The following is an 11538-nucleotide window of genomic DNA, read 5'->3' on the forward strand; positions in this document are numbered from 1 at the left end:
CGTCGGATATCATCGGCGCGATGCGCACAACGAACCCGGATGCCGTCAAGGCCATGAAGCCCTTCGACCAACTCATCGCGGAAGCCGAGGCCACCGATGTCACCGGCTGGGGCTTCGGCTGGCTGGACGGACGCGCCACCGAGGAACGCCCGCCCTGGGGCTACGCGAGCCTGCTGGCGCAGCGCCTGGCCCGGGCCCGGTCGGCGCTGGACCTGGATACCGGCGGCGGCGAAGTGCTGGCGGAAGCGCCCCGCTTTCCGCCGCGCATGTGCGCCACCGAAGCCTGGCCGCCCAATGCGCGCCAGGCGCAGGCGCGCCTGGCTGCGCGCGGCGTGGACGTCGTGCAAGTGGCGGCGGGCGCCGCGTTGCCTTTTGCCGACGGCTCCTTCGACCTCGTCACGGCGCGCCACCCGGTGCGCCCCGATTGGCGGGAGATCCACCGCGTCCTCACGCCCGGCGGCAGCTATTTCGCGCAGCACGTCGGCCCGGCCTCCGCGTTCGAGCTGATCGAGCACTTTCTGGGCCCGCTGCCGCGCGAACGCGTCCAGCGCGACCCCAGCGAAGAGGCGGCAGCGGCGCGGGCGGCTGGGCTGGACGTCACGGACCTGCGCCTGGCGCGTTGCCGCATGGTCTTCCACGACGTGGGCGCAGTCGTCTGGATCCTGCGCAAATGCGTATGGTGGGTGCCGGACTTCTCCGTGCGGAAATATCTGGATCCCCTGCGCGAGCTGGATGGCAGGATGCGTCAAGGCATCCCCTTCATCGCCCACTCCACCCGCCACCTGATCGTAGCCAGGCGCTGAACCGCCGAACCCCGCGCTATGCCGCCAGGACGCCGTGCATCCAGGCGCCGAAGGCCTGCATGGCGGCGTTCGGGCGGCGGCTGGCGATACGGGTCAGCCAGTACTTCCCCGTCTCCACTTCGAGCGCGAACGGGCGCAGCAGCCGCCCCGCCCGGAACTCGCGCTCGAACAGGCGCACGGGCAGCAAGGCGATGCCGGCTCCCTGCGCCGCCGCGTCGGCCAGCACCAGGGATGAGTCGAACATGGATCCCTGCACCAGGGGCGGATCCAGGTCCGCCGCGGCAAACCAGGCGGGCCACTCGTCCGGCCGGTAAGAGCGCAGCAAGGGCTCGCGCAGCACGTCCCGCGGGGCGCGCAAGCGCGGCGCCACGGCGGGCGCGCATACCGGCGACAAGGGCGCGGACAGCAGCGGCAGCGCATCGATCCCGTGCCAATTGCCGTCGCCGAAGCGGATCGCCAGGTCCAGGCCCTCGGCCGCGAGATCGACCCGATTGTTGTTGGAAAAAACGCGCAGGTCCACGTGCGGGTTCAGGGCCTGGAAATCGCGCATCCGAGGCAACAGCCAGCCCACGGCGAAGGTGCCCACGACCCCTACGGAAAGGACTTGCCGCCGGGCCTTGCCGCGGTAGGCTCGCAAGGTGGTCGCGATCCGGTCGAACGATTCGGACAGCACCGGCATCAGGGCCAGGCCCTCGTCCGTCAGAACCAGGCCCCGCGGCACTCTCCGGAACAGCGCCACGCCCAGCCTCGCTTCCAGGTTCTTGACGTGCTGGCTCACGGCCGCCTGCGTCAGGTTGAGCTCCTGCGCGGCCCGCGTGAAACTCAGATGCCGCGCCGACACTTGAAAGGCCCGCAAGGCGTTCAGGGGGAGATCCATGGCTAGGCATAAGTTTTTCTATGGGACGGCCACAATTATTCCCGTTTGTTGCCGGCGCCGTCCAGCGCCTAGCATGCAAGCGTTTTTCAAAGGAGAACGCCTTGGTTACGAGAAGAACCTTCACGGCGGCCGCCATCCTGGCCTGCTGGATTCCCGCGCTGGCGCGAGCCCGGACGGATAAGAAATACCAATGGACGGCCGCCCGCCTGGCCGCGCTGAACCAGGCCCTCGCCCAACTCGAAGCGTCCAGCCGCGGCCGACTGGGAGTCGCGCTTCTGGACACGGCCAGCGGGCAGACCGCTGGCTATCGCGCAGACGAACGCTTCCTGATGCTGAGTTCGTTCAAGACGCTGGCCGCGGCCTACATCCTGGCGCGGGCGGATCGCGGCGAGGACCGGCTGGACCGCCGCATCCCCATCACCCAGGCGGACCTGCAGGAACACGCGCCCGTCACCCGGCTGCACGTCGGGCCGCAGGGCATGACGCTGGCCGGACTCTGCGAAGCCACCATCACCACCAGCGACAATACGGCGGCCAACCTCATGCACCGGAGCTATGGAGGGCCCCAGGCCTTGACGCGATTCATCCGAAGCCTGGGCGACACCGTCACGCGGCACGACCGCTATGAGCCCGAATTGAACCGCCTGCATGCGGGCGAACCACTGGACACCACCAGTCCGCGCGCCATGACCGGCACCCTGGACACCCTGCTTTTCGGCCAGGCCCTCAAGCCGCAGTCGCGGCAGCTGCTGCAATCCTGGCTCCTGGCCAACACCACGGGCGGCAAGCGCCTGCGGGCAGGCTTCCCGCCGGACTGGAAGGTCGGAGAGAAGACCGGCACCTACTCAAAGGTGGGGTCCAATGACGCCGGCTTCGCACAGGCGCCAGGCGGCGCGCCCATCGTCGTGTCCGCCTACCTGGAAACCACCGGCATTCCGATGCCTGAACGCGACCGCATCATCGCCGAGGTCGGCGGGCTGGTCGCCGCGCTGGGATAGCGCGGCGGCGCCGGAAATCCGCCCTGCGGCATGAAACCCCATTGCATCGCGCCACGGCATCGCCGTCAGCCCGCCGCCGGGGCCGAGGGGGCTGCCCGCCCCGGCGCCCACACGCTGTCCGGGGCTCCCTGCCGGATCCTCCTGGATGCCGCCCTCGCCATCCAGGCGAACCCCGCGGCGGCGGCAAATGCGGTCGCATCGACGGCCAGCGCCGCCGCCGATGTATGCGCCCACGCTCCCGTCGCGGGGAACAGGCCGCCCAGCAGCGACGTCAGGGGAATCGCGAAAGTCAGCACGGCAGCAAGCCACAACAGATGCGTGCCTGCCCTGGCTCCGCCCCGCAGGAACGCCCAGGCCAGGCTGGCAAAGAAGGCGAGGTAGTAAAGCCCCTGCAGCCAGGCATTCAGGTCTCCGACGCGGCCGTTCAGCCATTTGGACGCGACCATCATCAACGAAATCCCGCATACACAGCCCAGGCACACGCCAACGGTCGCCGAGGCCATCAGCCTCGTGTCCAGCCGCTGCGCCGGGACCTCTCCCGTCTTGCGGTCGGCGCGCTTGCGGCGCGTTTCTATCCATAGCAGGTTCCCGCTGTAGAACAGCCATGCGCCTGCCAGGCCGAGCAGGAAGTACAGCCATTGCACCGCCAGGCCGCCAAAGGAAGCCATGTGCAGGGCGAAGAAACTGCTGACCCAGAGATTGGCCGTAGTCTGCTTGCCCGGCAGGTAATCGGTATTCAGGATCTTTCCCGTATACGGGTCGATCGCCACGAAGCCTCCTCGCGCCCTCGGCGACACCGCGCCGGCGTCCTTGCCCCATACCCGCACCATGGCGCGCGGACCCGTGACCTGCTGGTACTGCAGCGCGCTCGGCTCGAAACCTGGCGCCAGGTCTTTCGCGCGCGCCACCAGCTCCTGCGGTGTGAGCATGGCGGCCGGATCCCTGGCGGGCGCGGGGGACTCCCCGCCGCCCCCGGTCCGCTGGAACACCGATTCCAGCTTGCCGCCGTACATGAGCTTGTCCTGCAGATCATAGATACCGTCGTGATAGGCGAACACGACCGAGCTGAGCGCCATGACGATATGGAACGGCAGGGAGACGATGCCCACGACATTGTGCGCGTCCAGCCACATGCGTTTCAGGTTCTTGCCGGTCCGCAGGGCGAAGAAGTCCTTCACCAGCGACGGCAGCAGCACAATGACCCCGGACACCAGCGCAACGGCGTACAGCGTCGCGATGACGCCCATGACCCAGCGGTTGGGATCGCTGTCGACGGGAAGCCCCACGACGCGGTGCAGAACGTCTATGAAGTACGTCAGGCCGCTGGCGGAAGACTGCTCCATACGGACCCCGCCGTCTGCCTCCAGGTAGGCGAAATAGTGGCGCACCGACGATTCGTCATGATCGTCCGCCTGGGAATCCCGGACTTCCCAGCCCATTCTCGCGGGCACGTTTTCCGTGTCCTGCAGGTGGATGCTGAAGCCCTTGGCAACGTCGGGCCTGGCCTTCAGGACTCCCGCGATCAATTCCGGCGCCGCATCCAGCGGCACGTGCGAGGCTGTCGACTGCGGCGACGCCCAGCGGGCAAGCGGCTCCTTGAACACGGTCAAGGCGCCGGCATAGAACGCGATGAAAAGCGCCATGCCGGCCAGGATGCCCGTCCAGGTGTGGACCGATTTGTAGATGCGTATGTAGTCGGCTCTCATGGCGCCCCCCCTCAAAGCACGCCGGCTAGGAACAGCCCGCCATAGAGCGCCGCGCAAGCCGCGCCCAGCCAGGCCCAGGCGCGCAGCCCGCTGCCGAAGAAATAGACGGTGCCAAGCACGCCCAGCCAGACCGGAGGCACCAGCCACATGGCGAGCTGGGACCGCGTGACCAGCGGCACGCTGTCCGTCAATGCCGCGAGCAGCGCGCTGCTTCCCATCGCCAGCGCGAAGCCCAACACCGCGCCGGCCAGGGTCTTGGACGCCCAGTCGCGCTGGATCGGAGCGGGTTTACCGGCTTTCATGCGAATCGCCCCTCCGCAGCCCGATGAGCGCGCCCAGATAGGGAATCAGGCAGAAGAACAGCATCAGGGCTGTGCAGAACACGAACACCGCGGCAACGGCCGAGTAGGCGCGCAGGCAAGCCCAGCCGCCGAACGCCAGCAGGGCGACGCCGGCGGCGCGGGCGGGCGCGGCCGGCCAGGGCGCGCTACGCCAGCGCTGGTTCGGAGACGCGCGGTAAATGCAGAAGCAGCCCAGGAATATGGCTGCCAGGCCGAACATGTGGAGCAGTTGCATGGCCACCGGTCAGAAGCTCATGTTGACGGACGCGGTAACGCTGCGGGCGGGCCCCAGGGTCGCGATCGGAGTCGTGTCGCTGAAGATTCCGGAGTAGTAGTGCTTGTCGAACACGTTGTTGACGTTCAGGCGCAGCACCACGTCGCGGCCGCCCACCTTGGTGGCGTAGCGGGCGCCCAGATCCAGTTGCCCCCAGCCCGGGATCTCCAGCGTGTTGGCCGAGTTCGCGTATTGTTTCGAGGTCGCCTGCACCCTGCCGCTGAACGTGAGGCCGGGCACCCATGGGGTGTCCCATTCCAGGCCGAGATTCGCCTGCCAGCGAGGAGCGCCGACCGCCGTGTTGCCATCGTACCGGCCGAAGGATGTCTTGGTTTGCGTGCCTTGCGTATACGTGACCCCGCCCAGCACGCGGACTTCGGGGGTGAGTTCGCCGAAGGTATTCCATTCAATCCCCCGGACGCGCTTCTCGCCGCCGTCCGCATAGGTGGGGTTGGCGGGAGAGCCATCGCTGACCAGGGTGGGCTTGGTGATTTCGAAGAACGCCAGCGTATTGGCGAAGGCGCCGGCGTTCCATTTGACGCCCAGCTCTTTCTGCTCTGTCTTGTACGGCGCGAAGACCTGCCCGAAGTTGGCCGCCGACGTATCGGTGACGCTGTCTCCCTTGCTCAGGCCCTGCACATAGTTCGCGTACAGGGAAACGTCCGGCCCCCAGGGCTTGACGACCACGGCCACCGCGGGAGTCACGGCGTCCTCGTCGTAGCGGGACGTCACGTTGCCCGACTTGTCGAAGTTCCGGGTCTTGACGCGCTGGTTGCGCAGCCCGCCCGTCACCCGCAGCGCATCGTCGAAGAACGACATGGTGTCGACCAGCGCCAGGCTGGAAAGCGTGCTCTCGCTCGTCTTGGGAGCGTAGCTTGGCACCGCCGGCATGACGGGCGTGATCGGATCGTAGATGTTGGACTTGAACATGGAAGCGGGGCCGGTGGCCGAACCATCCTCCGTGTCCAGGATGGAGGCCTGCAAGACGAGTTCATGCCCGACGCTGCCCGTCTTGAAGCGCGTGCGCAGCCCGCCTTCGGCCGAGGTGCTGTCGGAATAGGCGCGCTGGCCGACGATCGATCCCGTGAAGTTGCCATTCGCGTCGATCTGCCGCGCATGGGTGCCGTTGATGAGGCCCGACTGGTGGCTGTCGCGCCGGCCCACTCCGGCGAACGCCGATACGTTGTCGTTGAAACGGTACTCTGCGCGCCCCACCACCGCATTGCTCTGCACGCTGCCATAGCCCGTGCTGAACTGGTTGACGCGGGGATCGGGCGCCTCCGGCACGACGGATCCCCCGAACCAGAACATGGCCGGGGTTCCGCCGGTGAAGGATTCCTGGCTGTGATAGGCGTCGATCGAGGCCGTCAGGGCGCTGCCGCGATAGTCCAGGCCTGCGGAGAGGAACTCACGCTTCTTGGATTGGCCGTCCAGCGTGGTGGCGCCGTCGCTGAAGGCGCCGTTGACGCGCGCGCCCCATTCGTTGCCGGCGCCGAAACGCCGGCCGGCGTCGATCGTCGTGCCGAGTTGGCCATCGGACTGCCAATCGACGCCGAACGTGGCGTTGGGCGTATCGCCCGCGCGCTTGGGCACCAGGTTCACCGTGCCGCCGACCGCGCCGCTGGGAGCCATACCGCTGAACAAGGCGTTCGGCCCCTTCAGCACCTCCACCCGCTCGATGAACTCCACTGGCACGTGCCCCATGGGCGCCAGGCCGTACATGCCATTGATCGCCACATCGTTCTGGTTGACGTCGAAGCCGCGGATGCGGAAATTCTCGTAGACGTGTCCGCTGGAAGTCGTGAACCGGACCGAAGGGTCATTGGCCATGACGTCGGCGAGCGTCCGGGCCTGCTGGTTCTCGATGAGCTCGGAGGTATAGCTGGTGACGTTGAACGGCGTGTCCATCACGTCCTGGTTGCCCATCAGGCCCAGCCTTGCGCCCTGGGCCACCTGCCCGCCCGCATAGGCTGGCGGAAGCTCGGCATCCACGATCGCTCCTCCGGTGACCGTGACCGCCTGCAGGGTCGTGGTCGGCCCCGCATCCTGCGCCCATGCGCCCGAAACGGGCAGAACCAGGGAAAGCGCCAGTCCAGGCGTAAGCCGCCGGGCGCGCGAGCCCTGCGGGAATTTGCGTTGATTAGCCAAGCCGTACCCCTCAGTACATGCAAATAAGAATGAGTTTTATATAGATTACAATATTTCGACGGCGAAACTCAAAGCGAAGGACGGCTTCTTCATATTCAGTTTTTCGTCAGCATCTGCGGCGATCTAGGACGATTCGCGCCCAATGAGGCGGGTTCATGTTTGCCCAGAATTTGGCAAACAGGTAATAATTATCGTTCTTATTGAATTACCCGCCGGCATGGGCGGCTCAAGGCCTTGGACACTTCGGATTACGCTTTCCCGCCCAGCGTGGAGACCCTCTACTGCGATCACCATCCGTGGCTGCAGTCCTGGCTGCGACGGCGGCTCGGCAATGCGGCGGACGCCGCGGATCTCGCGCAGGATGCATTCCTGAGGCTGCTCGCCACGCCCCGCAAGTTCGGCAGCCTGCCCGAAGCGCGCGTCTACCTGAGGACGATGGCGGGAGGCCTGTGCGTCGACCTGTGGCGCCGGCGGCGCATCGAACAGGCTTGGCTCGACACCCTCGCCGCGCAGCCCGAAGCCCGCGCTCCGTCGGCGGAGCACCAGGCGATCGTGCTCGAAGCGCTCCAGGAAATAGACCGCCTGCTGCGCACCCTGCCCGTCAAGGCCGCTCACGCCTTCGTCATGGCGGTCGGCAGCGGAATGAGCGAAAAAGAGGTCGCGGCCGAGTTGGGCGTGAGCACGCGCATGGTGCGCAAATACATCGCGCAGGCGATGCTGCATTGCCTGGAAACGCTTTGAACGCCGCCGATGCGCCTTCTGAACGGCAACAGTCTCCGTCCAGCTCCGAGCGCGCCGCGCTTGAACAGGCGGCAGAATGGTTTGCCTTGCTGCAATCGGGCGAGGCCACATCCGCCGACCGGGAAGCCTGGCGCGCGTGGCACGAAAGCGCCGAAGCCCATCGCGCCGCATGGGCGCGCGTGGATCGCGTCGGCCAGCTGTTCCAGCCCATCCGGAAGGCGCCCGATCCCCGGGGCACGGTTCGCGCGTACCGCTCGGCAACCATCGATGCCGGCCGGCGCCGCCTGATACTGGGGCTTGCCGCCCTCGCCGGCGTCGGGCTGGCCGGCGGCGCGGCTTGGCGCCCTTCCCTACTGCCGGGCCTGCTCCTGGCCTGGGCGGCCGACCACCGGACCGCCACCGGCGAAGTGCGCGAGATCCTGCTCGGCGACGGCACGCGCGTGTGGCTGGGCACGGCCAGCGCGTTCGACGAAGATTACACCCCGGCGCTGCGGCGCCTGCGGCTCGTGGCCGGCGAAATCCTGATCGACACCGCCGCCGATGCCAGCCGTCCTTTCGTGGTCGATACGCCGCAAGGCCGGCTGCGCGCGCTGGGCACGCGCTTTACCGTCAGGCTGGAAGACGGGGACACCCGGATCGCGGTCTATGACGGCGCGGTCCAGGCGCATGCCATCGACGGCACCAGCACGATCATCCAGGCAGGCTGGCGGGCTCGCCTGGACCGCGGGGGCCTATCTCCCGCGGAGCCCGCCAGCCCCGCAAGCGAAGCATCGACGCGCGGCCTTTACATCGCGCAAGACGTGCCCTTGGGCGCCGTGCTGCGTGAGCTGGAGCGTTATCGCAGCGGGTATCTGACCGTGTCGCCCCAGGTAGCCGACCTGCCGGTGTTCGGCAGCTATCCGATGACGGATCCGGATCGCGCGCTGGCCATGCTCGAATCGGTATTGCCCATACGCATCGGCCGCCCCATGCCGTGGTGGGTCCGCGTCACGCCCCGGTAGGCTCGCGGCACGCTTGGGGAAGTTTTTTTCGGACCGAGGTTCCTATTTTCGGCGGCTCGTTCGATGAACGGGATGAAAGGTCACCCGATCACTGAACAACCCGGCTTCCGAGGAACCCCCATGTCCGTCCGTCCGCCCGCCCAGGCACGCATTCCATTGTCCCTTTTCCGCGGCCCCGCTCACGAAGGACGTGCCCGGCAACCGGCTTTGCCGGCGCGCGTATCCTTCCGGCTCGCATGCGCCTGCGGCCTGCTCGCTGCCGCAGCCTGGGCCCCCGCGGCCATCGCACAGGCCCAGGGCGCCGGCCGCCCCTCTACGCCAAGCAGCCAGACCCGCCATTACGACATTCCAGCAGGCCCATTGGGTTCGGTGCTGGCCCGCTACGCCGCGGAATCCGGGATCCTGCTCGCCAGCCCGCCCGGCCTGGTGGACGGGCGCCTAAGCCCCGGCGTGCACGGAACGCTCAGCCCGGAAGCCGCGCTCAACGCCGCCCTGGCGGGAACGGGCCTGGATGCCTTGCGGGATACGCGGGGGCAATACCGCATCCACCCGGCCGCCGGGATATCCACGCTGGCGCCCGTCACGGTGCAAGGCCGGGATCTCGCCACCACGGAAGGATCGGGCTCCTATGCCTCGAACGTCGTAACGATCGCCAAGGGGGATCAATCGCTGCGCGAGATTCCCCAGGCCGTCTCGGTGATCACCCGCCAGCGCATGGACGACCAGAACATCACCGATATCCGAGAGGCCCTGGGCAACGCGCCGGGCGTTTCCATGGTGGCCAATGAACCCGGCGGGCAGTTCTATTCACGGGGCTTCTTCATCCAGAGCTACCAGTTCGACGGCGTGCCGCTGGAGCGCCAGCTCTATGCGCGCGGCTCAGCCTTCAATTCCGACACCGCGATCTACGACCGCGTGGAAATCATGCGCGGCCCGCAAGGGCTGTTCGAAGGCGCGGGCGATCCTTCGGGTTCCGTCAATATGGTGCGCAAGCGGCCGACGCCGGAATTCCAGATGACGCTGACCGGCAAGGCGGGGTCGTGGGACCAGTACGGCGCACAGGCCGACCTGGGAGGGCCGTTGAACGAAAGCGGCACGGTGCGCGGAAGGGTCGTGGTGAACTACGAGACCGCGGGATCCTTCCGCGACTACCTGGACTCCAACGACCGGACGATCTACGGCGCTCTGGACATCGACCTGGGCCCCTCCACCACGCTGGGGATAGGCTACAGCCGAGAAAAGCCGTACGGCGTCATCGACTGGTCGGGCCTGCCCAACTACGGCGACGGCTCCATGCCCGATTACTCCCGCTCCACCAACCTGAGCGCCCCCTGGAACCATGCCTACAAGACCCAGGACACCTGGTACGCTGACCTGCTCCACCGGTTCGACAATGGCTGGAAGTTCAAGGCCGCCCTGGTGCGGGTGGACGAGGCCAACGACATCAAATACCTGCTGCGCACAGGCAGGCTGGGGCCGCCCAACACTTTCCGCGGCGACGCCTATGCCTTCGACATGGAGTCCAGGAATCTGGGCGGCGACGCCCACCTGACGGGCGGCGCCACCCTGTTCGGCCGCAAGCTCGACCTGACGGTGGGCGCGAACTTCTCGCATCAGCGCAGCAACGATACCTGGGGCTGGGCCCGCAACGTCGAAAGCCTGAACGCAAGCTATGACCAGCCAGTTACCGTGCCGGGCATGAACAGCGACCAGATCATCGCCGCCAACCGGATGGACGACGGCTATCGGTCCGACAAAAAGGGCCTGTACGCCACCGCGCGCTACCAGTTGTTCGATCCGCTGTCGATCGTGCTGGGCGGACGTTTCTCCTGGTACAAGCAAACCTACGTTTCCGACGGCATCTGGGGCTATTCGGAAACCACGGCCAAGGAAACGGGCGAGTTCACGCCGTTCCTGGGCACGGTCCTCACGTTGAACGACCAATGGTCGGCCTATGCCAACTACGCGGACATCTTCCGCCCGCAAAGCCAGCGCGACGCATCCGGCGCCTTCCTCAGCCCCGTCACGGGCAGGAACTACGAACTGGGCTTGAAGGGCGAACTGCTGGACGGGCGCGTCGACGTAGGATTCGCGCTATTTCGCACCGAACAGAAAAAGGTGGCGTTCGAAGATGGCGGCGTCCCGGAGGAGGTGGCCAACGCGCAATGCGGCGGCACCTGCTACCGTCCGACGGCGCAGGTGCGCAGCCAGGGCTTCGAAGCCGAGGTAAGCGGCGAAGTGCTGCCCGGCCTGCAACTCGCCGCGTCCTATACCTACACGCAGACCAAGCACAAGGGCGAGGACGTTCCCGCGGTCGGCTATGACATTTCCGCCAACACGGGCGTGCCCCGCCACCTGGCGCGCCTGTGGGCCAACTACCGCCTGCCGGGCGAATGGAGCCGCTATTCGGTGGGCGCCGGCGTCACCACGCAGAGCGAGTCTTCCGGATTCGCCTATTACGGCCGGGTGCAAGGCGGCTACACGGTATTGGACGCGCGCATCGGCTACCGCTTCGACGACCGGCTATCGCTTGCCCTGAACGTGGGCAACCTGACGGACAAGAAGTACTACACGTCCGTCAGCTATGACCACAACTACTACGGCGCGCCCCGGAATTATCTTCTGACGGTGCAGTACAGGATGTAGGCG

Annotated in this window: 10 protein-coding genes; 5 read left to right on the forward strand and 5 right to left on the reverse strand. The window is 67.1% G+C overall.

The window, feature by feature from the left end; translation table 11 throughout:
* The first annotated feature begins 20 nt into the window (after positions 1-20).
* Positions 21-803, forward strand: coding sequence for a class I SAM-dependent methyltransferase (locus JL37_RS18935; RefSeq protein ID WP_231570381.1), 783 nt, complete (start codon positions 21-23; stop codon positions 801-803).
* Between the two features lie 16 nt (positions 804-819).
* Here the strand turns inward: JL37_RS18935 and axcR are convergent, their stop codons facing one another.
* The gene (gene axcR, locus JL37_RS18940) at positions 820-1680 is read right to left on the reverse strand and encodes a putative beta-lactamase transcriptional repressor AxcR (protein ID WP_043546109.1); all 861 of its coding nucleotides are present in this window, start codon (positions 1678-1680) and stop codon (positions 820-822) included.
* Between the two features lie 101 nt (positions 1681-1781).
* Between axcR and bla the strand changes: the two genes are divergently transcribed.
* The gene (gene bla, locus JL37_RS18945) at positions 1782-2678 is read left to right on the forward strand and encodes a class A beta-lactamase (protein ID WP_043546110.1); all 897 of its coding nucleotides are present in this window, start codon (positions 1782-1784) and stop codon (positions 2676-2678) included.
* 65 nt (positions 2679-2743) lie between these two features.
* Here bla and JL37_RS18950 read toward each other — a convergent pair whose 3' ends face one another.
* From JL37_RS18950 to JL37_RS18965, 4 genes are read right to left on the reverse strand one after another with little or no spacing between them, the layout of a single operon-like run.
* Positions 2744-4384, reverse strand: a complete 1641-nt coding sequence (locus tag JL37_RS18950; RefSeq protein ID WP_043546111.1) for a PepSY domain-containing protein — start codon at positions 4382-4384, stop codon at positions 2744-2746.
* Positions 4385-4395: 11 nt separating this feature from the next.
* Positions 4396-4686, reverse strand: coding sequence for a hypothetical protein (locus JL37_RS18955; protein WP_043546112.1), 291 nt, complete (start codon positions 4684-4686; stop codon positions 4396-4398).
* Positions 4673-4960: a hypothetical protein gene (locus JL37_RS18960; RefSeq protein WP_043546113.1), complete on the reverse strand. Its 288-nt coding sequence runs from the start codon at positions 4958-4960 to the stop codon at positions 4673-4675. The genes JL37_RS18955 and JL37_RS18960 overlap by 14 nt, the downstream gene beginning before the upstream one ends.
* Before the next feature lie 9 nt (positions 4961-4969).
* Positions 4970-7147, reverse strand: coding sequence for a TonB-dependent siderophore receptor (locus tag JL37_RS18965; protein ID WP_231570382.1), 2178 nt, complete (start codon positions 7145-7147; stop codon positions 4970-4972).
* A 234-nt stretch (positions 7148-7381) separates the two neighbouring features.
* On the opposite strand from JL37_RS18965, the gene JL37_RS18970 reads away from it, so the two are divergent.
* From JL37_RS18970 to JL37_RS30100, 3 genes are all read left to right on the forward strand, one after another.
* Positions 7382-7888, forward strand: coding sequence for a sigma-70 family RNA polymerase sigma factor (locus tag JL37_RS18970; protein WP_043546114.1), 507 nt, complete (start codon positions 7382-7384; stop codon positions 7886-7888).
* Positions 7885-8889: a FecR domain-containing protein gene (locus JL37_RS18975; RefSeq protein WP_052097376.1), complete on the forward strand. Its 1005-nt coding sequence runs from the start codon at positions 7885-7887 to the stop codon at positions 8887-8889. Before JL37_RS18970 ends, JL37_RS18975 begins: the two co-directional genes overlap by 4 nt.
* 120 nt (positions 8890-9009) lie before the next feature.
* On the forward strand, positions 9010-11535 hold the full coding sequence (locus tag JL37_RS30100; RefSeq protein WP_197064632.1) for a TonB-dependent siderophore receptor: 2526 nt from the start codon (positions 9010-9012) through the stop codon (positions 11533-11535).
* Positions 11536-11538: the final 3 nt, after the last annotated feature.

Origin of the sequence: Achromobacter sp. RTa, assembly GCF_000757485.1 — a bacterium.
In the GTDB taxonomy this organism is placed as follows: domain Bacteria; phylum Pseudomonadota; class Gammaproteobacteria; order Burkholderiales; family Burkholderiaceae_B; genus Achromobacter.

What these genes read in the sequence shown, in the direction of transcription:
- JL37_RS18955 (WP_043546112.1), bottom strand. Translation starts at nt 4,686, where the DNA reads ATGAAAGCCGGTAAACCCGCTCCGATCCAGCGCGACTGGGCGTCCAAG.
- JL37_RS30100 (WP_197064632.1), top strand. Translation starts at nt 9,010, where the DNA reads ATGTCCGTCCGTCCGCCCGCCCAGGCACGCATTCCATTGTCCCTTTTC.
- JL37_RS18960 (WP_043546113.1), bottom strand. Translation starts at nt 4,960, where the DNA reads ATGCAACTGCTCCACATGTTCGGCCTGGCAGCCATATTCCTGGGCTGC.
- JL37_RS18950 (WP_043546111.1), bottom strand. Translation starts at nt 4,384, where the DNA reads ATGAGAGCCGACTACATACGCATCTACAAATCGGTCCACACCTGGACG.
- axcR (WP_043546109.1), bottom strand. Translation starts at nt 1,680, where the DNA reads ATGGATCTCCCCCTGAACGCCTTGCGGGCCTTTCAAGTGTCGGCGCGG.
- JL37_RS18935 (WP_231570381.1), top strand. Translation starts at nt 21, where the DNA reads ATGCGCACAACGAACCCGGATGCCGTCAAGGCCATGAAGCCCTTCGAC.